13 protein-coding genes and 1 tRNA gene are annotated in these 20,273 nt (G+C 63.4%); 8 read left to right on the forward strand and 6 right to left on the reverse strand.

From position 1 onward, the window contains the following. Position 1: 1 nt before the first annotated feature. Genes SK1NUM_RS08005 through SK1NUM_RS08030 form a run of 6 tightly spaced genes read left to right on the forward strand, consistent with a single transcriptional unit; the run spans position 2 to position 5,747 of the window. A complete protein-coding gene (locus SK1NUM_RS08005; protein WP_223927422.1) occupies positions 2 to 991 on the forward strand; it encodes a hypothetical protein in 990 nt (329 codons plus the stop codon). Then, a complete protein-coding gene (locus tag SK1NUM_RS08010) occupies positions 970 to 1,557 on the forward strand; it encodes a DUF4956 domain-containing protein (RefSeq protein ID WP_212320990.1) in 588 nt (195 codons plus the stop codon). The genes SK1NUM_RS08005 and SK1NUM_RS08010 overlap by 22 nt, the downstream gene beginning before the upstream one ends. Beyond that, positions 1,554 to 2,291 carry a polyphosphate polymerase domain-containing protein gene (locus SK1NUM_RS08015; protein WP_212320992.1) on the forward strand — a complete coding sequence of 246 codons (738 nt, stop codon included), beginning with the start codon at positions 1,554 to 1,556 and terminating at the stop codon, positions 2,289 to 2,291. The genes SK1NUM_RS08010 and SK1NUM_RS08015 overlap by 4 nt, the downstream gene beginning before the upstream one ends. 25 nt (positions 2,292 to 2,316) lie before the next feature. Further along, on the forward strand, positions 2,317 to 3,801 hold the full coding sequence (locus tag SK1NUM_RS08020) for a carbohydrate-binding domain-containing protein (RefSeq protein ID WP_212320995.1): 1,485 nt from the start codon (positions 2,317 to 2,319) through the stop codon (positions 3,799 to 3,801). Positions 3,802 to 3,833: 32 nt separating this feature from the next. Continuing rightward, a complete protein-coding gene (locus SK1NUM_RS08025) occupies positions 3,834 to 4,628 on the forward strand; it encodes an HAD family hydrolase (RefSeq protein ID WP_212320997.1) in 795 nt (264 codons plus the stop codon). Positions 4,629 to 4,631: 3 nt separating this feature from the next. Then, positions 4,632 to 5,747, forward strand: a complete 1,116-nt coding sequence (locus SK1NUM_RS08030) for a glycerate kinase (protein ID WP_212320999.1) — start codon at positions 4,632 to 4,634, stop codon at positions 5,745 to 5,747. Positions 5,748 to 5,752: 5 nt separating this feature from the next. Here SK1NUM_RS08030 and SK1NUM_RS08035 read toward each other — a convergent pair whose 3' ends face one another. From SK1NUM_RS08035 to SK1NUM_RS08050, 4 genes are read right to left on the reverse strand one after another with little or no spacing between them, the layout of a single operon-like run. After that, a complete protein-coding gene (locus SK1NUM_RS08035) occupies positions 5,753 to 8,791 on the reverse strand; it encodes a glycine--tRNA ligase (protein ID WP_223927972.1) in 3,039 nt (1,012 codons plus the stop codon). Between the two features lie 18 nt (positions 8,792 to 8,809). Next, on the reverse strand, positions 8,810 to 10,462 hold the full coding sequence (locus tag SK1NUM_RS08040; protein WP_212321001.1) for a DUF885 domain-containing protein: 1,653 nt from the start codon (positions 10,460 to 10,462) through the stop codon (positions 8,810 to 8,812). 10 nt (positions 10,463 to 10,472) lie between these two features. Continuing rightward, complete coding sequence (locus SK1NUM_RS08045; protein WP_212321002.1) at positions 10,473 to 11,513, reverse strand: bifunctional glycosyltransferase family 2/GtrA family protein; 1,041 nt, start codon at positions 11,511 to 11,513, stop codon at positions 10,473 to 10,475. A 4-nt stretch (positions 11,514 to 11,517) separates the two neighbouring features. Further along, positions 11,518 to 12,489, reverse strand: a complete 972-nt coding sequence (locus SK1NUM_RS08050; RefSeq protein ID WP_212321003.1) for a phosphodiester glycosidase family protein — start codon at positions 12,487 to 12,489, stop codon at positions 11,518 to 11,520. A gap of 89 nt (positions 12,490 to 12,578) precedes the next feature. Between SK1NUM_RS08050 and SK1NUM_RS08055 the strand changes: the two genes are divergently transcribed. Continuing rightward, positions 12,579 to 12,655: transfer RNA gene (locus SK1NUM_RS08055), tRNA-Ile, on the forward strand. A gap of 23 nt (positions 12,656 to 12,678) precedes the next feature. Here the strand turns inward: SK1NUM_RS08055 and SK1NUM_RS08060 are convergent. Continuing rightward, positions 12,679 to 13,917, reverse strand: a complete 1,239-nt coding sequence (locus SK1NUM_RS08060) for an alpha-amylase family protein (RefSeq protein ID WP_212321004.1) — start codon at positions 13,915 to 13,917, stop codon at positions 12,679 to 12,681. A 70-nt stretch (positions 13,918 to 13,987) separates the two neighbouring features. Here SK1NUM_RS08060 and SK1NUM_RS08065 point away from each other — a divergent pair, with 70 nt between their 5' ends. Beyond that, positions 13,988 to 14,599 carry a TetR/AcrR family transcriptional regulator gene (locus SK1NUM_RS08065; RefSeq protein WP_212321005.1) on the forward strand — a complete coding sequence of 204 codons (612 nt, stop codon included), beginning with the start codon at positions 13,988 to 13,990 and terminating at the stop codon, positions 14,597 to 14,599. Between the two features lie 70 nt (positions 14,600 to 14,669). Here the strand turns inward: SK1NUM_RS08065 and SK1NUM_RS08070 are convergent, their stop codons facing one another. Then, positions 14,670 to 20,189: a DUF5979 domain-containing protein gene (locus SK1NUM_RS08070; protein WP_212321007.1), complete on the reverse strand. Its 5,520-nt coding sequence runs from the start codon at positions 20,187 to 20,189 to the stop codon at positions 14,670 to 14,672. Positions 20,190 to 20,273 lie beyond the last annotated feature (84 nt).

Genomic DNA, 20,273 nt, shown 5'->3' on the forward strand with positions numbered 1-20,273 from the left:
GATGACTGAACCACCGGAACCAATGCCCCAGCACGCGGAGCACTTCCCGCTGCTTCCAGGGGATCCTGTACGCATAGGCGATTTCTGGATCGACTCGCGACTGGCAGAGAGCCCCGCGGGGGTTGTCTACTGCGCGCACGCAGACGGCTCGGACCCGGTGATGCTCATCCACCTGAAAGACGGGGCGGCCTCGGATGCCGCGGCACGGGCGCGCTTCTCCGGTGAGATCAACGCCATGCACATCGACACGGTCGTGGCACGCGGCGGGCAGGATCAGGACGAAGGACGCATGGCCGTGCGTTTCCGGGATGAGGATGACGACCCGATAGTCGCCTCTCACCGCCCGCTGGCGCCCTGGGTCGCCCTGGCCTTCTCCGGTTCCCCCGAGGCTGTTGCCGAGGCCCAGCGGATACTCGCGGCTGTTGACCTCGTGCACACACCGCAACTCGGCTCACCTGCTGGACCGGACTTCCACCTGCACTGGTGGCAGAACGCACAGACGGGGACGTGGCGGATGTGGCCACTACCCTGGCCGGGACGTCGTGACCGAGCCGGATGGCTCAGTCTGCTGACCTCCTTCCTCCTGATGCTGCTGATCGCGGCAGTGGCCGTTCTGCTTGCCATCCTGGTCTTCCAGAACCAGCCCAAAGTGGCCCCCCCCAGCACCTGTCCCAACCTCTGCCAGCGCATCTGCCTCCAGCTCCTCAAGCGAGTCGCCTTCGTCTGCGTCACCCTCGTCCTCCGACAGCGGAGAGCCCTCCGAACCGCCCAGCCGGTCGGACACCCCGTCCATGCAGCAGCCGTCAGGAGAGGAATCGGGTCCTGGAAGCCCAAGCCCCGAACGCAAGCTGTAACCAGGCTTCACATCCACTGCTTCTGGGAAACACAGGAAACGTACAAGTTCGCCCGGCTTACTGGTGAGCGTCATGAGGGAACAACCTCTTCCGCCGAGACCACCGAGGCCAGAACATGGAACTCCTGCCCTACCTAGCCGACATCATCGCGATCTGCATCCTTGTTTTCGCCGTCTATCTGCCACGGCACCACCGGCGCGACCTAGCGGTCGCCTACCTGGGCGTCAACATCGGCGTCATGGCGGTGTCCATTGTGCTCGTGAACAGTGCCGCGGCTGCGGGCCTGGGGCTTGGCCTGTTCGGTGTGCTGTCGATCATCCGGCTGCGCTCCGATGAGCTGGCACAGCATGAGGTGGTCTACTACTTCAGTGCGTTGGCCCTTGGGCTACTGGGCGGGCTTGGCGGCCCTATCACCACCTACGCGCTGATGGGACTCATCGTCGCCGTCCTGGCTGTCGTCGACACTTCACGGTTCAGGCGGGGAGCCAGGCGTGAGGTGGTCAATCTCGACCGCGCCATCACCGACCCAGAGGAGCTTCGCTACGAGCTCGCAACGCGTCTCGGCGGTCGGGTGCTCGGTGTCAACGTCCAGCGCCTGGACTTCGTCACCGACTCCACGCTCGTCGAGGTCCGCTACGCCCCCGGTGCCGCCCTTCCCGCCGCTGAGCTTCCCATCGCTGACGAGATGGAAGTGCTGCGATGAGCCTGAAGGATCTCGCACCGGTGCATCTTGACGAACTCAATGCCACCGCGGCGCTGATGAAACGTGTGGACCGCAAGTACCCACTGCACCGCCGGGCTGCCGAGGCAGTCCTGGAGGAGCTCCCTGCCGGAACCAGGGTCCTGTATATCGGGGGGCGAGCGGAGTTCGGATACACATCCGTCTATTTCGACACCACCTCCCGTGACTCCTATCTGCTGGCCGCCAGAGGACGCCCCCACCGGTTCAAGGTACGGGTCCGCAGCTACCAGGACTCCGGGGAAGCCTTCCTGGAGGTGAAGACCCAGCACAGGGGCAGCACGGTCAAGCAACGTATCCCTCACGATCCGGGCGCTCTGTTCACGATCGATCCCGAACAGTACGGCTTCATCAGCCGCTGTCTCGCAGCCGGGGGGATACGCGGCCTGCGTCCGCAGTGGTTGAGACCGAGCTTGGAAACCAGCTACCTGCGCACTACGCTCCTCACTCCCGACGGCCGGACCCGGGTCACGCTGGACCAGGGACTCGTCTGGACAGAAAACGCAAGAACACTGCGCAACCCGAAACTGGCAATCATCGAGAGCAAATCGGGATCAGCGCCCAGCCCCGCAGACCGGGCCCTCTGGTACCACGGCTACCGCCCCCAGCGGATCTCGAAATACGCGACGGGCCTAGCAGCCCTTCACCCCGAACTTCCGGCTAACCGCTGGCGCCGGGTCCTCAAACGCCACTTCTGACCTCGAACTCCGGAAGGATTTGACCATGAGAATGCGAAACCTCAAGCTCGGATTTGCCTCCCTAGCCGCGGTGGCCGTCCTGGCCGGCTGCTCTTCGGCCGCGGCGACTTCGGACGGCTCCACAGAGACCGCGGTCCACTCCGCATCCACTGGCGGCAGCAGCGATGCCTTGACAACGATGCTTGCCGAAAACCAGAAGTCCCACTACACCGAGACCGACTCGACCTACGACGAAGCCTCCGTGGTGGATGTCACTCTGAGCGGCTCCTCAGCTACCGCCTCCGGCAGTGGGGTCACGGTGGACGGCTCCACTGTCACGATCACGGCCGGGGGCACCTATCGACTGACCGGTTCGTTAGAAGGGCAGGTGGTCGTGAACGCCGACTCCCAGGATGTGAAGGTGATCCTGAACGGGGTTGACCTCACCAACTCCTCTGGTTCCCCGGTGGTGGTCACAGCCGCCGACGAGGTAACTCTCATCCTGGCGGATGCAACCGCCAACACGATCTCCGACGCCAGCAGCTACGCAGACACCTCTACCGGCGCTCCCTCATCAGCTATCGACTCCGCCAGTGACCTGAGCATCGCCGGCAACGGGTCGCTGACGGTGACGGGAAACAACAACGATGCCATCAACTCCGCTGACGGACTGGTCATCGCTGGCGGCAATATCGCGGTGAAAGCCGCGGATGACGGTATCCGGGGCAAGGACTACGTCATCGTCTCGGGCGGCACCGTCACGGTTGATGCCACCGGCGACGGCGTCAAGTCAGACAATGAGACCGACGCCGATCGTGGCTATGTGCTGATCGAGAACGGCAGCCTCACCGTCGCGTCCGGGGATGACGGAATCAAGGGTTTCAACGACGTCGCGATTGCAGGGGGTGACATCACCGTCTCGAAGTCTGTCGAGGCAGTTGAGGCCCAGAACATCGTCGTGGCTGGCGGCGAGACCAAGCTGACCAGCAGCGACGACGGTATGAACGTATCGGGAGACGCGCCCCAGGGATTCACCATCACGGGAGGGTCATTGACGATCGACGCCGAAGGTGACGGGATGGACTCCAACGCGGCCGGCACCATCGCAGGGGGCAGCGTCGTCATCTACGGGCCGACGATGGGAGGCAACGGATCGGTCGACGTCGAGCAAGGACTGACCATGACAGGAGGCGAACTGTGGGCCGTCGGGTCTTCCGGAATGGCGGAGTCGCCCTCGCAGAACTCCACCCAGGCCTTCGTCTTCACGAACCTGAACGGGACCGCCTCCGGCGAGGTCTCGATCGCGGATTCCAATGGGAACGTGCTCGCCACCCAGAGCTCCAGCAAACAGTACTCATCCGTGCTCTACTCCGGTCCCGGCATCTCGGCCGAGGGAACCTACCAGATCCTGCTGAACGGCCAGTCTGCCGGCACGGTCGCCGCCAACCAGTACGCGACCGGCATGGGCTCTGGCCCGGGCAGCGGACAGCCCGGAGCCGGCCAGCCAGGTGGCGGCAGGTCCGGGCGCTGACCCAGGCCATCGCCCGCCTGTAGCCTTGGGGCATGCGACCGGCATTGATCGCCACGGACCTGGACGGCACCTTTCTTGGGACAGGCGCAGCTCTCCTTCCGTCGAACCTGGCGGCAGCGCGACGGGCCATCCAGGAGGGCGTCATCTTCGTGGTGGCCACAGGACGCCCCCGGCGCTGGCTCGACGGGCTGCAGAAGCTGCGGGACCTAGACCCGGTGGTGATCTCCAGCAACGGCGCCGTCACCAGCCGGCTGGCCGCATCGCATCCTGATCATCTCCACCCGGTGAAGCCGGAGAGCGCCCTAGCTTTCGCGGCAGCGCTGCCGCCGGAACTTGAGACCGCCTTCGCGGTAGAATACGAGTACGGGTGGGGACGTGAACCGGACTATCCAGTGGGGGTTTTCTCCGCAACCGAGCATGAGGCTCCCCTTGAGGAACTGCTCAGGCTCGGCCCCGTCGTCAAAGTGCTGGCCCGCACTCGTCACGCAGGCACCCACGCGTTCGCCCCCATCGCCCTCGCCACGGCAGGCGAGACGCTCCAAAGCACCTTCTCCTGGCATGATGCATGCGGGACCGTCGAGTTGTCAGCCCCCGGTGTCACCAAGGGCACGGCCCTGGCGAGGCTGCTGGAGGAGCTGGACATCGACCCAGCCGAGACAGTCGCGTTCGGTGACATGCACAATGATCTGGGGATGCTGGAGCTGGTGGGTCACGGCTATGTCATGGCGGGGGCGGATCCCTGCCTGCTCGGCCGGGAGTTCACCCAGCTCGGCAACCACTACGACGGTGCTGTCGGGAAGCAGATCCAGCTTCTGCTGGATAATTGAGTCATGCGGATCATCGTCGTCCCGGACTCATTCAAAGGGTCACTCAGCTCACTGCAGGTCTGCGGGATCATCACAGACCGTCTCAAACGACGAGGGCACTCCGTGGTGCAGGTTCCCGTCGCCGACGGCGGTGAGGGCACGGTGGAGGCGATGCTGCTGGCCGCCGGCGGAGAGCCCCGCACGGACATCGTCCAGGGTCCCTATGGAAACCGGGTCTGCGCCATACGGGGTGTGCTTCCGGGCGGGACAGCGGTCATCGAACTGGCCCAGGCTGCTGGCCTGCCCCTGGTCGGCGACGATCGCCGCGCTGGCGAGGCCACAACCTTCGGGGTGGGTGAGCAGCTCCTGGCCGCGGTCCATGAGGGAAGTGATGAGATTGTGGTCGGGCTTGGTGGCTCGGCCAGCAACGACGGCGGGTGCGGAGCGGCGGCAGCCTGCGGGGTGCGTTTCCTGGATGCGGACGGAGCCGAGTTCGTTCCTGTCGGGTCGAGCCTCCACCGGATCTCGCGGGTAGATGTGACAGGACTTGAGCCAGCCCTGGCACGGGCGCAGATTACAGCGATGTGTGATGTCGACAATCCTCTGACCGGCCCCGAGGGGGCGTCTTACGTCTTCGGTCCCCAGAAAGGAGCCGACCTTGAGGCGATCGCGCTGCTGGATGCGGGACTCGCCCACCTGGCGGAGGTGATCCGCGGCGATCTTGGTGTGGAGGTCGAGCACCTCGCCGGCGCAGGCGCCGCCGGAGGGATGGGAGCCGGCTTGGTGGCCTTCCTCGGAGCCGGACTGCGCAGCGGCATCGACGTGGTGCTGGAGACCGCTGGCTTTGAAGACCTCCTGGCAGGTGCCGATGCTGTGGTCACCGGAGAAGGAAGCTTCGACTCACAGTCGCTGCGCGGCAAAGTGATTCACGGCATGGCAGCCCGCGCCCGGGCCGCTGGGGTACCGGTACACGTTCTCGCTGGTCGCGTCGCCGAGGGACTCGAGCCCGAGTACACCCACCTGGGCATCCGGTCCGCTCAGGCCATCACCCCGCCAGGAATCCCCCTGACCGAGGCCATGGCCCGGGCGGATGAATTCTTACGGGAATCAGCCGAGGCGCTGGCGGAGCAGCTGCGTTGATGAGGTCACTTCGTGGCCGCATCGATGGCAACCCAGTCCAGGCCAGCCGGTGCCAGTGACTGGACGGTGGCCAGCAGGCCGAGACGGGCCGCTCGCAGACTGGGGTCCTTTGCCATCACGAGGGTCTCGTCGAAGAATCGGGCTATAGGCTTCACCAGCTCCTGTGCGGACTTCGCGAAACCGGAGACAGACAAGCCAGGCTCCCTGCCTGAAATGATCTGGGCTAGGTCTTTCTCCGCGTCGTCGACCAGGACAGCAGCATCGAAGCCCACCGGCGTGCCCGTCGGCACTATGCGGTTGATCCTCACCACAGCTTCCACGACAACCCGCCAGCCGGCGTCCCCGGTCAGGACCTCCAGGTCACGGATCTTCGCATCCGCGTCCGCCGGGCGGGTGGCCGAGGGCAGGACAGCAGCCACCAGGTCAGCCGAGTGTCCCTCATCGCGCATCAGCTGCGCGTAGCGGCCGGTGATGAACTCCTCAGCCGCGCTCACCGCCTCGTCTGAGACCTCGATGCCCTGGTTCCTCAATGCCGCGGCTGCTGACAGTAGGCAGTCACGAACACCGATGCCAGCCAGTCCGGGGACCTCGCGCAGGATACGGGCAACACCGAGCGCCGCCCGGCGCAACCCGTAGGGGTCGGAGGAACCGGACGGCTTCGCGCCGAGAGCAAACATGGCCATCAGCAGGTCGAAGCGATCTCCGAGAGCCAGCAGCGCGCCTGGCAGCGAGGCCGGAACCGCATCGGCCGAGGTGTGGGGCTGCTCCATCTCGCGCAGAGCGTCAGCAACCGCCTGCGGCTCACCTTTGCGGAGCGCATACTCACGCGCCACGAAACCAGCCAGGCTGGTCATCTCGGTGACAAGGTTCGTGGCGAGGTCGTACTTGGCAAGCGCACCCGCTCGTGTAAGAGTAGCCGCCTGGTCGGCGTTTAGGTGCAGGCCTTCCCCCAGCGTGGAAGCTACGGCCGCGATGCGGCGAGCCCGCTGCCCCATGGAACCGAGACGATTCTCAAAGGTCAGCTTCTCCAGGCCTGGTACGAATTCCTCGACAGAGTCGGCCTCAAGATCCTGGTTCCAAAAGAACAGGGAATCCTCGTAGCGTGCCCGGAGCACTGATTCATTACCGGCTGCGACCACGGCTGCGTCGCATATGCCGTTGGCCATGGTGACGAAATAGGGAAGCAGCTTCCCATCGGCGTCCCGGACCGGGAGGTAGCGCTGATGCTTGGCCATGACGGAAATCAGGATCTGGTCCGGCAACTCCAGATAGCGCTCATCGAAACCGCCGAGCACCCCGACGGGTTCCTCCACCAGATTGGCGATCTCATCCACGAGCGCTGGATTGTCTGCGAAGTCGATGGCCCCTCCCACGCTCGCGGCCAGCTTCCCGGCCTGCTCGACAACAGCGGCCCGCCGCTGCGAGAAGTCAAGCACGATCCGGCCTGCACTGAGCAAGGGCAGCAGATCATCGGCGGACGCGACCTCGTGGAATCCGACTGGGATGCCATCGCTGCGCGTCCTGCTGTCAGCGGAGGCTGCGGTGGTGCGTTGCAGATAGGTCTTCCGGCCTGCGGCAATCTCCGAGATGCGGGCCGGAACCACCTGATTGCCCCAGAGAGCAACCAGCCAGCGAATGGCCCGGGAGAAGGACAGCTTCGGATCGCACCAGCGCATGTTCTTCTCAGCACGCAGCCCCAAGACACAGTCCTCGACGACGCCCCTCAGCACCTCAAGAGCACTCTTGCCAGGCGATTCGACGGCGACACAGGCATGCTCGGCACCGTTCACCTCAGCCTTAATGACCTGCTCCAGACAGACGCCCTGGCCACGCATGAAACCCTGCAGCGGTTTGGCAGGGTTGCCGTCGGCGTCGAAGGAGGCAGCCCACTTCGGTCCCTTCCGCAGGTTTGTGGCATCGGGTTCGTGGGCAGCGACCTCCGCGACGGTGGCCACGATACGCCGGGGCGTACCCTCGACGGTGATCTCACCGTGGCTCAGGCGTGAGGCCGCGAGCCCGGCAGTGACCGCATCTCGCACAGCCCGTACCGTGGGGGCGACAACATGCGGGGGCAGCTCTTCAAGCCCGATCTCCAGCACAAAACTCTGGGGCTGACTGGTACCGGGTTCCTCGGCCATGGGTTCATGGCCGCCCGGGGTCTGCCCTGCGGACTTGAGCAGCGGGAATCCGAGCTCCTCCCGCCTCTCCACCCACAGCGCAGCGGTGTCACGCATCAGGCGGCGCATGGTACTAAAGGCCTGGGCGCGCTCTGTGGTGGAGATGGCGCCGCGGGCATCGAGGATGTTGAAGGCGTGGCTCGACTTCAGGATGTAGGTGTGGGCGGGCACCGGCAGCCGAGCCTCGACCATGCGGGTGGCCTCCGAGACATAGTCCTCGTAGAGCCGTCGGTTGACCTCAATATCGGCATCATCCAGGTAGTAGCGGCTCATCTCGTACTCCTGCTGGCCGAAGGCCTCACCGTAGGTGACGATGCTGCCGTCGGCCTTGCGCGCATATGCGATGTCCTTGAAATGCGTGACGCCCTGCTGCGCCATCAGGATGCGCTCCATGCCGTAGGTCAGTTCAACCGGGATCGGCCCCAGATCCTGCCCACCGACCTGCTGGAAATAGGTGAACTGCGTGATCTCCATGCCATCCAGCCATACCTCCCAGCCAAGCCCCCATGCTCCGATCGCTGGCTGGGCCCAGTTGTCCTCGACGAAACGCACGTCGTGGGCGTCGAGGTCGATCCCGAGGGCCTCCAGCGACCCGAGGTAGAGCTCCTGCGGGTCGCCGGGTTCGGGTTTCAGGATCACCTGAAACTGGGTAAACGTCTGAATACGCATCGGGTTCTCGCCATAGCGGGAGTCGTCGGGGCGCACCGACGGCTCCACGTAGGCCACATCCCACGGCTCAGGGCCAAGCACCCGCAGCACCGTCGCCGGGTTCATGGTGCCGGCCCCCACTTCCGAGTTGTAGGGCTGCCAGGTCAGGCAGCCGCGCGAGGTCCAGTAGTCGGACAGGATCCGGAGGGCGTCTTGCATCGTCAGCACCGGGCCAGACTACCCGGCCAGCACCTCGCGCAGCACGTCAAGTGGCAGCGAACCGACAGCCAGGGCACGGTCATGGAAGTCGCGCAGATCGAAATCCGCTCCCGCGCGTGAGGCAGCGTCGTCGCGCAGCTCCTCCCAGATCCGCTGGCCGATCCGGTAGCTGGGGGCCTGCCCCGGCCAGCTGAGGTAACGGTGGAACTCGAAGCGCAGCTGGTTCTCCTCCATCGCTACGTTGTCTCGCAGCAGCTGCCAGCACTTGTCGTAGTCCCAGATGCCGCCGCCATAGCGTTCGAAGACGGGTTTACCGAGATGAATCCCCAGGTCCAGGACGACGCGGGTGGCGCGCAGCCGCTGTCCGTCGAGCATGCCGAGGCGCTCCCCCGGATTCAGGAAGCCGAACTCGTCCATGAGCCGTTCCGCGTAGAGCGCCCATCCCTCGCCATGCCCGGAGACCCAGCACACCAGGGAACGCCACCGGTTGAGATTTTCTGCCTGGGCGACAGCCTGGCCGACCTGCAGGTGATGCCCAGGCACACCCTCGTGGTGAACGGTGGTCTTCTCCTGCCAGGTGGTGAACTCCGTCACCCCTTCCGGCACGGACCACCACATGCGGCCAGGACGGGAGAAATCAGCCGACGGACCCGTGTAGTAGATACCGCCAGTAGCCGAGGGCGCGATCATGCCTTCAATAGTGCGCACCCGCGGGTCGAGGGTGAAGTATCTCCCATCAAGGGCTGAGATGGCCTCGTCGGCGGTGCGCTGCATCCAGTCACGCAGCGCGTCGGTGCCATGGATCAGGTTGGCGGGGTCGGCGTTCAGCTGGGCGATCGCGTCGGCGACGGTAGCCGAGGAACCGGCGATCTCCCTGGCGAGAGCCTCCTGTTCCGCAGTGATCGCGGCGAGGGATTCCACCCCCCATTCGTAGGTCTCATCGAAGCCGATCCTCGCGCCGAGGAACTCCCTGGAGGCCCGCTGGTAGCGTTCGCGCCCCACAGCATCGGCCTTACGCGCAGCGGGAGCCAGCTCCGTTGTAAGGAACCGCCCCAGGTTCCCGAAGGCCTCCGCGGCGATTCCGGCCGCACGTTCCAGCTCACCTCTGAGTGCTCCGCTGCGTCCGGAACCGGCCGCCAGCTCATGGAATCGCGAGTCCTGACCTGACAGAGCTGCGGCCTGGGCCGCGGCATCGACCACGGCGCGGCGAGCCGGGACAATACCCCGGCTGATTCCCTCCCGCAGGGACTCGATGTAGCCGTCCAGGGCCTCGGACATAGCCGCCATACGGGAGGCCACGTTGGCCCAGTCGCTGTCGGTCTTCGTGGGCATCAGGTCGAAGATGTCCCGCAGCCACTGGATGGGTGAGTCGATGTTGTTGACCGCGGCCAGTTGGTCCCCGGCTTCGATGCTTTCCAGCTCTAGCCCGAGCCGCTCGGTCATGGCCGCAGCGGTGACCTCGTCAGCCTCATCCACCTTCGGCGCCTCCCTGACCAGGTGGAGTGTCCTACGCAGTTCGTCAGCCCAGCGGCCGGTGGCTTCCGGCGAGAAGTCGGGCAGTTCGTGGTCATGCCCGGGCAGGCCGCACCAGGTGGCGTTGAGCGGGTTATGAGACGCGAGAGCGTCGACATGGGCCTCGGCGACGGCATCGAGAGAAGTGGGGGTACGCATGAAACTCAACCTATCGGGTGACCAGGTGCCGGCTGCGGGCATTTGCCCTCTTGTGAGTGAACACCAGGGCACGCTGGGCTGCGAAACTGACGACGAAGAGTGTCACCTCCGTCACCAACTTCGCCAGGACCAGCGGCATCAGCATGGACAGGGTCCGCAGCAGCACATAGTTGGCGGCCAGGATCCCGCACGCCAGGGCCGCGTACCGCAACGGAGTGCTGCGGTCGCCGTCGCGGAACACCGCATGCCGGTTGAGAAGATAGTTGACGGTGGCTGACAGCACCCGGGCGGCAATCACGCTGGCTAGGAGATTGTGGGTCACCGCCATCAGGACCAGCAGGGCCACGAAGTCGACGGCGAAGCCCGCCAGCGACGATCCGGCAAAGGCCAGCAGGGGACGGTAAACCCGCCACGAGTCCTGGACCGGGCGGAAGTGAGAGCTCTTGTTGCCGTGCAGATAGACAGTCTCAATCTCGATCTCCCGGATGCCTATCCCAGCCTGCCTGGCCTGGAGCAGCAGCGACAGCTCGTACTCGAAACGCTCCCCCGGGATGGTTCCGAGCCATTCGAGCAGGCTCGGCGGGTAGCCGCGCAGCCCGGTCTGGGTGTCACCCACCCGGATCGCGGTCAGGGTCTTGAACAGCCAGGAGGTCACCTTGTTCCCGACGGCGCTGCGCAGTGGCACCTGACCCGTGAAACGGCGTCCCCCCAGCACCATCTCGCGGGATTCAACATCCACCTCATGAGCCACACGCATGATGTCGGGTACTTTGTGCTGCCCATCCGAGTCGGCGCAGACGACCGCCTCACCCAGGTAGTGTCTCCTCGCGATGGCGAACCCGGTTTTCAACGCGTGGCCTTTCCCCCGGTTGACAGGGTAGCGGTGCACGGTGGCGCCATGGATGCGCGCCAGTGCGAAGATTTCGTCGAAGTCAGGACCGGAGCCGTCATCTACGACCAACACGTCGGGAACGGATGGCTGGGACCGCAACTCACGGATGAGCGAGATGAGTGAGTCTCCGGGCTCATAGGCGGGAATGAGGACGAGCATGGTGTCACTTTCCAATCCACAGGATGTCGCTGGTGCCACGTTCCCTGTTCTTGCCGAGCGGGTTGTTGACGAGGGATCCGTTGAAGACCATCTGGGAAGAGCCACCGCCGTCGAGGTTGTAGGCCACCTGTGCGCCCAGCTCCACAAAAAGCTGGGCGAAGCCGGTCATGGTGACTCCGTTGCTGTAACCAGAGGCCCGCCCGTCGACCACGATGAAGACGAAATGATTCGCGGCGATCATCCCCAGTCCGGTCCTGGGCTGGGCGCCCTGGATGGAGTGGTTGCCGAAGTTGGTGTCGATCTCAAGCTGGTCGATGCCGGAGACGGCTGCTCCCCCATCGACGAGCGTGGGACCGAAGGAAAGCGTCTGCCAGGCGCCGTCGGAGATCAGCTTTGCGGCATTGGTCGCGGTCTCGTCATAGCTGATCATGGAGCCGTCGCGCATGATCGCCAGTCCCTGCCGGGCCGGTTCATCCCGGAACGCGACACCATCGCGGATAATGATCCCGGTGTCACGGAACCCGTAGTAGTCGCCGTTGATGGCAAACAGCGCCCCGGCGCTTTGGGCAATTGCCGTCGGGTACTCGATGATGTTGGTGCCGAACGTGTTCTTCGCGAAGGCATTGCGTACAGCAGTGACATCATTCAGCCTCACATCAGCCACGAACCAGGCCATGGCTGAATTCCCGGACCCAGAAGAATGGGACGTTATCGTGATCTGCCGGTCGCTGGAGGTGTAAGTCGTGCCATCAATGACCCCGTCCCCGGCTGAGGTGGCACCGGTCGTGGCGGAACCGCTGTTCTGGGTACCTGGCAGTCCCTGATAGTCAGAGGCGGAGGTGACATCGGCATGCTCGATCAGGTAACGGTCGAGGGCCCAGGCCGTGCCGCCCACGGCGGCAACTCCCACAGCACCCGCGGAACCGGTGATGAGGGCTCGGCGGGACAGGGGCGGTGCGGGTCGTGATTTCGTCATGCCAGACACCCTCGCGAACCGCCCTGTGGGAAGCCTGTGGTGACGCTGCGCGCGCGGCATGAGCATCCCCGCTACACTTGTCCCCGCTCGGGGCGTTAGCTCAGCCGGTCAGAGCAAGGGACTCATAATCCCTGGGTCGCGGGTTCGAGCCCCGCACGCCCCACCAATCACCCGAGGCACCTGCCGCTATCAGTACTGCTGCCATAGAACTTGCCCCGCTGCATCCAGGATGACGACGGCTGGCTTATTTACAAGACTGATTTCGACTGTGAGCTGATGAACACGGTCCTTTGAAATAGCCCTGTACACGCACCGGGTGTTGTCGAGTTCAGACATCTCACTCGCTGCGGTGACCAGCCAAGGATGACGGCGACGCAGCCCTATCAGCTCCTGGTGAGCCCGGTAGATGTTCTCCCCCCAGGGCGCCAACAGCGAAGGATCGTCGGGCATGCCAGGGCGGATAGCGTCGTCTCCCCCAAGACATTCCTCCTTGATTCCAATGAAACCCTGCTCATCCCCGTAGTAGATAGAAGGCACTCCACCGAGCGTGAGAAGGATCGCCACCGCGCTGACTGCCCCATCCGCCCCGATCACACTGGCTATCCGAGTGACATCGTGGTTTCCGACGAACGTGTGTGGCGTGAAGTTCGCCAGAAACTCATTGTGACGTTTCAGCGCCCAGTCGAGTTCAAAGAGGTTCCGATCCCTGATGCTGGACCAGATTGCCTTCCACAACTCGTACTGCGTCACCGAATCGACACTCGATTCAGCGACGAACTTGGAGTAGTCGCCGTGGATGACCTCTCCCAGGAACCAGGCATCGGGGTAATCAGCGCGCACTACCGGCAGGACCCGCGCCCAGAAGTCGGGACTGATGGAATAGGCGGCATCGAGCCGCCATCCGTCGATCCCGCGTTCCAACCAGTGTTTCATGACAGCGACGGTATAATTCGCTGCCTGTTCACCAGCGTGGTTCAGCCGCACAAGTGAGGAATGACCTTCGAAGACTCGAGGAACAGGTCTTCCTGAGGTCCAGTCGATATCGAACAGCTCGGCCGCAGGGTCTTCCTTGCCCTCCTGTAGAGCACGAACAACACCGGGGTGTTGTGCTCCAACGTGGCTGAACACTCCATCCAAGAGGATGCGCAGGCCACGTTTCTTACAAGCAGAAACCAAAGCTTCAAAAGTTTCCTCCCCACCCAGGCGTGGGTCAATCCGAAACTGGTCGGTCGTGTCATAGCCATGCGTCTGCGAAGCGAATACCGGTCCCAACAGCAGGCCAGATGCTCCCAGTTCGATGGCATAGTCGAGCCATGCGAGCAGCTTGCGCATTCTCGGCGCCGGGGCTGGGTCTTCCTCCCGGAACGGGGCCCCGCAGAACCCCAGGGGGTAGACCTGCCACCAGATTGCATGATCAATCCACTCCATGACACACTCCTACTGAATCGAGATCACTAATTCTTAGTGAACTTACATCACTAGGGATAGGGTAAGCAACATGGCACGTACCGACCGCAAGCCCCGCCGGAGACTCGACCCCTGCTCGCGTCGCACTGCGATCCTGGAAATGGCAGCCAAGACATTCGCAGTCCAGCCTTACAACGAGGTGACGATCTCTTCTATCGCCGACAGCGTGGGAGCATCGAGCGCCCTGGTCTACCGCTATTTCGACGGCAAGGAAGGCCTCTACGCTGAGGTGGTGCGCTCGGCCATCACAAACCTGATGACCAAACAAGCAGATGCACTGGCAGAGCTTCCTGCCGGAACCCCTGTCCGCGATCAGGTCCAGGTAGCCAGCATCGTCTACCTTGACCACATCGCCAGCCATCCCGAGGCCTGGGCGCTACCGCTAAGACAACCAGATGGCGAGCCGCAAGCCGCTGCAACGCTACGTTCTCAGGCCCGCAGGAAATACATCAAATATTTAGAGGATCTGCTCCCCCCAAGCAGACAGCCACGTCATACCTATGCCCTATGGGGTTACCTTGGGTTCATCGATGCCGCCTGCCTGCGCTGGGTCGAAAACGGTTGTCCTAAGGATGAAAGATGGCCATTGATTGACTCTGCATTAGGTGCTCTTGAGGGCGCACTGGGTGATTGGGCCGCATAGTACAAAGACCGCTCTGCGAGCGACCATTAGTCGCCCGCAGAGCGGTCTTCACCAGTTCTGGCTCAGCCCGTCACTGCTGCCCGGTCTTAGGCAGCTTCGGTCTGATCATAACCGGAGGCGTCGGCGACGGCGTGGGCGTCAGCGACTGCTGAGGGGTCGGCGACGGCGTGGGGGTTGGCGACTCCGACGGTGACGGCGGCGGAGTGACGGGAGCGCACGCCTCGGCTGTCTGTTCCTTACCATCGAAGGTCATGGTCGCCTTGTTCAAACGACCTGTTCCGGTCTCCCCCTCATCAATCGTGCAGTCCGCGGCGGTGGCGGTGATGCCAACTACGGCCTTACCCTGCACCTTGACGGTAAAGGTGTGCGAGGCACCCCCATCGATGTTCTGACCTTTGGCAAGCATCTTGTCGGTGGTGCCGTTGAAACCGGAGTTCACTGCGACCGAGCTGGGATCCACCGAGGCGACGGATGCCTCCACCACAGAGATCCCATCACCATAGGAGAGGTTGTCGGCCAGATCATAGGTGCCTGCCAGCGATCCGCTGTTTGAAACCACGATCCGGTAGGTGGTGGTCAGGTCCACACCATTCTGCTCGCTTCCCACGATCTCCTTGGTGATACTGAGAGCGGGCGGGTTGCGGAAGGTGTTGGTGGCCGTGAGCGTGAGCTGGCTCACCTCACCGGTGTGGGTACCACCGACGACTGCCGCGTTGTCGTAGGAGTCATAGTCGACCTTCGACTCTGCAGCCCCACCGTTGTCCGTCTCCGTCCCGAAGCAGTGTGCGCCGTAGGGGATCTTCGCGGGACTGCCGGCGTCATCAAGTACCTTCTTGGTCTCGGCCCCGGTGACCGCGACCTCGCCGTTGAACACCTCGGTGCGTTCGCCTGTGGCATTCTCGGTCTGGCAGACCACGTTGACCTTGAACTGCTTACCCTGCGCGGCCTCGACGGCTTCAGCGTCGCCGTCGATCTTCTTGACGACGGTCAGCTCACCGGTAGGCGCGGGAGGCGGGGTGACGGAGCCGCAGGCCTCGCCCTTCAGCGTCTCTCCGTTCCAGGCAGCCTGTGCCTCGTTGAGCAGCCCAGTGCCCTTCTCCCCGCCGTCCAGTGTGCAGTCAGCGGCGGTGGCCGAAACATTGAAGGCCGCGGTTCCCCTGACTTGAATGGTGTACGTGTGCACAGCTCCTCCGCTGATCTCCTGGCCGGTGACGAGCATGGTGTCGGCCACACCGTCGAAAGCCGGATTGGGAGTGATGCCAGTGGGCTCCACTGAGGTGACGGAAACCTCGTTGACGCTGATGCCCTCCCCGTACTTCAGTTCGTCCGTCAGATCATAAGTGGAATCCAACGTCCCAGTATTTTTGACCGTCACCTTGTACGTCACGGTGAGGTCGCCACCGTTCTGCTCCGCTGACACCAGTTCCTTGCTCAGCTCCACCTTGGCTGGGTTGCGGAAGGTGTTGGTAGCCGAGATCTGAAGCTCGTCCAGTGCGTCCGGATCGCCGGTGTCAACGACCACGCCGTCTGCCCAGGTGCTGGGAGTCACGCTGTGGCTGGCCGCACCGCCGGTTCCAGTCTCCTGACCGAAACAGCGGGCCCCCAGCGGAAGCTTGACGTCGTTACCGTCAGGCCCCTTCGCGGTCACAGTCTGGCCGCCCTTCAGCTTCACGTCTCCGCTGAAGACCGTCGCCCCGGCTGCGCCACTGGCATCAGGGACCTGACAAGTGACCTGGACGGTGAACTCGGTGTCTGCGGCATTCGCCACGGCCCGCTCGTCACCTTCCAGCGACTTCGACACCTTGACGATACCTGCCGAGTAGTAGTTGGTGAGCGATGCCTTGACCGCCTGCCCAGCCTTGGCACCCGCGTCCCAGCCGATCGTCACCGTCGTGGACGGCAGCTGGGCGGCAGGATCAGAGCCGGAAGCGGCGGTCTCAGTGACCACGCAGCTGCTTCCCGCGGGGATTCCATTCATGGTCTCGCTGTCCGCGCTGGTTGCCCCCTTGGGGATGGTAACGGTGATGTCCTGTTTGTTCAGGACCTCAGTGCCCTCCAAGGTGCAAACAGCTTTGAATGTGAAGGTGCCGCCTTCTGCGAAGGGAACCACACCCTGTCCAGAGACCTGTTTGGTGACGGTGAGGCTGCCGCTGGCGACATAGCCCGCGTCGATGGTGTTGTCCTTGGCTCCTTTCTCCAGGATGACCGGGGCAGAAGCACCCGTGGTGGTGTCCGCGTTGGAGTCGACGGCTCTGTCTGAACCTGCCGTCTGGCTTGTGAACCCATCGGCATAGGACCCGAACGTCACGGTGTACCCCGAGCCGTCAGAGGCGCGGAGGCCACGGAAGGAATAGGCGCCTTTCGCATCCGTCGTGGTGGTTGCGTTCACGGCGTTGCCCAGGTCATCCGTGCCAGTCAGCTTGACGCTGACACCTTCAGCAGCCGGCTCGTCACTTCCGTTGAGCTGGTCCTGTATTCCGTTGCGGTTCATGTCTATCCAGGTGTAGTCACCGATCTCACCGCCGACAGCACGCTCCGCGCGCTTGATGGGCCCCACCGGCAGGGCGAGCCCAGCGGTGCGGGCGAACACCACATTGGAGTACACATCACCGTCGAGATTGCCGACCCCCAGCATCGAAAGCTCGATTTCGACGTACTCACCAGAGCCGAAGCTTCCAGGCTGCTGGATTCGCAAGGCAGTGACCTCGGCCGCCGAGGCGGGGCAGGAACCGGTGCCAGAAACCACAGCGCCACCGGCGGGGGCATCACACCAGGCAGTGGCACCGCTGCTGCCATTCGTGGCGTCATTCGGGTCCTGGTTCACGTCTGTCGCGGAGGTGTACAGGATCCGGGCCGCACCGGTCCCATGGGTGATGGAGGCAGCGTCAAAGGTGAAGGTCCCGTTGAAGGAGGTGTCATCGAGGCCGTTGCGTGGCAGCATGTCGATCACATCCGGATTGCTGATCGCCTGCGCATCAGGGTTCGGGAACGTATTTGTGATGCGAACCCGCCACTTGTTCAGCTCATTGTTGGCCTGGCCTTCACGGTTGACCTGTACGACAGGGGTCAGGGCAACCTTCTCAAGCTTGATGCCTGCGAGGTTGGAGAGCTGCACAGAAGCCTGATCCGTGCGTTTCTCCAGGGGGGAGGCATCATCCTCTGCCCACACGACCACATTGTTGGTGTACACGCCGTCCTTCGCGGTCGGTGACACCTCGGTGGTCAGGATGATGGGTGGAATAGCCTGGTTCACCTCGTGTTTCGGGAAGACCCAGCGGATGTAGGTCTCCCCTGCCGCGCAGGCTGAGCGCTTCGCATCGCTGGGCGTCGATCCAGCCGACACCACCTCAGGGGTCACCGACGCCTCGGCGTAGTTCAGGGACCCCGGCAGGCAGTCCTCCACCCAGACATCCTTCAGGATGCCCGGCACCAAGGCCGCTGATGTGAGTGAAGGCGAGAGCTGGAACTGAGCCACGTCACCCTCGGTGACTTGCGGCGGTGTGGAGCTGAAGCTTCCCGAAGTCCCTTTACGCACCTGCTTGTTCACCCGGACCTGGGCCATAGCCAGGATCAAGCGGTCACCGTACTGACCGGTATGGTTACTCGGATCGTAGCTGCTGCGCCCCCAGGCGGCGTTGTGGGCGAGCAAGTTTTCTTGGGACAGTTCCTCGAGGTTCACTCGCTTGACGCCTGACCAGTTGGGCAGGATATCGCCAGTTGCCCTGCCTGAATCGACGACTTCGTGCGAGATGCCGACCACCATGCGAACGCCGGAACCGACCAGTTCGTTCTTGGCGACTGGTTCAGGCAGGACGGTGTAGATCCGGACCCGAGATACCGCGGAATAGACACCGCGAGCAGCGAGAGTGGAGTCATTGCCGGGAACATCCGACGGCGAGTCGTACCACGGTCCCTGATCATCCCCGCATTCCGAGGCAGCCTCGGAACCGCCAGGGGTCGCCGAGTACTGGACCTTGATCGCTGGAACCTGGTCGGCTTGGGTTGCCCAGGCGGCTTTGTCACCCACGAGAGCGTTGTTATATCCGGAGACCCAAACCGGTGAGCCGTTGCTGCCGATCCGTTGGAAGTTCGCTGCGGCTTCAGTGGATCCGGGAACAGTACGCGATTCGAGGCGAAGCCTGGTGTTGTCCCAGGCATCGCACATCATGGCGCTGACTTTCCCAGGCAAGCCCGGGTTGGTCCCAACCAGAAGCAGCTGGGTTTGGACATCCTGGGTTGGCGCCACGGTGATGCCGCCGGAGCGGAAGGTCGCGCCACCAGCTGGCCCCTCGCCGTAGGAGGAGTCTGATGGGCTGAACTCACCGGGAGTCATGTTGCCCTGCTGCCCAGGGACTCCAGCGAAATACTTGGAAAAGCCGGCTCCGATACTCACCTCGGGAGTGGTGGTCCGGTAGTCATTCCAGGCAGGCTGATCTCCGCTGTTCTCGACGTCACTGGCGGTAAGGCCATTCACTCCCAGATTGGTGAAGGCATTACGGGTGGCAAGAGTCCAGGTGTTGTCCCGGGAGACCCCGAAGTCCTTGATCACGTCCACAGGCGTATAGACAATGAAGGAGGTCGTCACCGCGTAGGCGGCATCTGATGGGATCGCAGTACCGGAAGGCTGGAGCACCTGAGTCGGATAGGTCTTCAAAGTCGTATCCGCATTGCTCACGGTGAAGACCGCAGGAGTTCCAGGCCCAGCCTGATTGATGCTCACCTTTCCTGAATCCCGCACGGCATTAGCCTCTGTAGATCCTCTGAAGCCAATCTTGGGGGCCGCGGCCATGTAATAGTAGTCATACGGGTAGGCCCGGCTACCGTACTTCTCCAGATCAGCATTGATGGTGGCGATCTTTCCCGCGTCAAGCTGCGGATACATGGCAGCTGGGCTCAGATCATCGGTGAAGGTGATGTCACCGATAGCCGGCATAGCGCCTTTGCCACTGGCTGGAGCAGAGAGCTGCGCGGTGTAGGCAGTGAGTTTGCAGACCCTGCTCTTGTCCCACGGGCACTCCGAGTTGGTGGGACCGTAGACGTAGCCGCTGTTCTCTTTCAGTGCGACGCTGTTTTTGGAGATGTCCCACTTGAGGCGGGACGATGCAGTCACGGTAGGCAGGGAGGAGGCCGCAACCTCTGAGGCATCGTCCGTTCTGATCGAGCCTTCTAGGACCGCCAGCTTCGTCCCGTTGCCCACCAGGTTGCTCACCTTCGCCGTCAGATAGAACGACTCCGATACGTTGGTCTTGTCACCGATGTTGCAGATCAATTCCTGCTCAGGCATTTCATCCAGGGAATTGGACTTCAACGGCAGGGTCGGGGTAGGGAGCGTCTCAGGGTTCAAGCTCGATCCGGGCTGCTTGCAGATGCCCGGCAGGGACTCAACATAGAGTCCCTTCGGAAGCTTGATTTTCACAGTGGTGTTCTTACCGGTGTAGCTGGCGCCAGCAGAGTCATTCACGTTGTACTGAACGCGGTAGTTCAGCGTGTCATTGACTCGGACGATCCCGTTGTTCGGCCCGGAGTCATTACCGGCTGAGTCATCGGCGTCCCAGGACTCGGTGCCATCCGAGTCAACAGTGACGAGCATTTCAAGCTGTGGCGCAGCATGAGAGACGGAAGGGAAGAAACTGCTGAGCAGAGCCCCCGTCCCCAGTACAGCCAAGGCACGCAA

Source organism: Arachnia rubra (assembly GCF_019973735.1).
Lineage (GTDB): Bacteria > Actinomycetota > Actinomycetes > Propionibacteriales > Propionibacteriaceae > Arachnia > Arachnia rubra.

What these genes read in the sequence shown, in the direction of transcription:
- SK1NUM_RS08005 (WP_223927422.1), top strand. Translation starts at nt 2, where the DNA reads ATGACTGAACCACCGGAACCAATGCCCCAGCACGCGGAGCACTTCCCG.
- SK1NUM_RS08010 (WP_212320990.1), top strand. Translation starts at nt 970, where the DNA reads ATGGAACTCCTGCCCTACCTAGCCGACATCATCGCGATCTGCATCCTT.
- SK1NUM_RS08015 (WP_212320992.1), top strand. Translation starts at nt 1,554, where the DNA reads ATGAGCCTGAAGGATCTCGCACCGGTGCATCTTGACGAACTCAATGCC.
- SK1NUM_RS08020 (WP_212320995.1), top strand. Translation starts at nt 2,317, where the DNA reads ATGAGAATGCGAAACCTCAAGCTCGGATTTGCCTCCCTAGCCGCGGTG.
- SK1NUM_RS08025 (WP_212320997.1), top strand. Translation starts at nt 3,834, where the DNA reads ATGCGACCGGCATTGATCGCCACGGACCTGGACGGCACCTTTCTTGGG.
- SK1NUM_RS08030 (WP_212320999.1), top strand. Translation starts at nt 4,632, where the DNA reads ATGCGGATCATCGTCGTCCCGGACTCATTCAAAGGGTCACTCAGCTCA.
- SK1NUM_RS08035 (WP_223927972.1), bottom strand. Translation starts at nt 8,791, where the DNA reads ATGCAAGACGCCCTCCGGATCCTGTCCGACTACTGGACCTCGCGCGGC.
- SK1NUM_RS08040 (WP_212321001.1), bottom strand. Translation starts at nt 10,462, where the DNA reads ATGCGTACCCCCACTTCTCTCGATGCCGTCGCCGAGGCCCATGTCGAC.
- SK1NUM_RS08045 (WP_212321002.1), bottom strand. Translation starts at nt 11,513, where the DNA reads ATGCTCGTCCTCATTCCCGCCTATGAGCCCGGAGACTCACTCATCTCG.
- SK1NUM_RS08050 (WP_212321003.1), bottom strand. Translation starts at nt 12,489, where the DNA reads ATGACGAAATCACGACCCGCACCGCCCCTGTCCCGCCGAGCCCTCATC.
- SK1NUM_RS08060 (WP_212321004.1), bottom strand. Translation starts at nt 13,917, where the DNA reads ATGGAGTGGATTGATCATGCAATCTGGTGGCAGGTCTACCCCCTGGGG.
- SK1NUM_RS08065 (WP_212321005.1), top strand. Translation starts at nt 13,988, where the DNA reads ATGGCACGTACCGACCGCAAGCCCCGCCGGAGACTCGACCCCTGCTCG.
- SK1NUM_RS08070 (WP_212321007.1), bottom strand. Translation starts at nt 20,189, where the DNA reads ATGCTCGTCACTGTTGACTCGGATGGCACCGAGTCCTGGGACGCCGAT.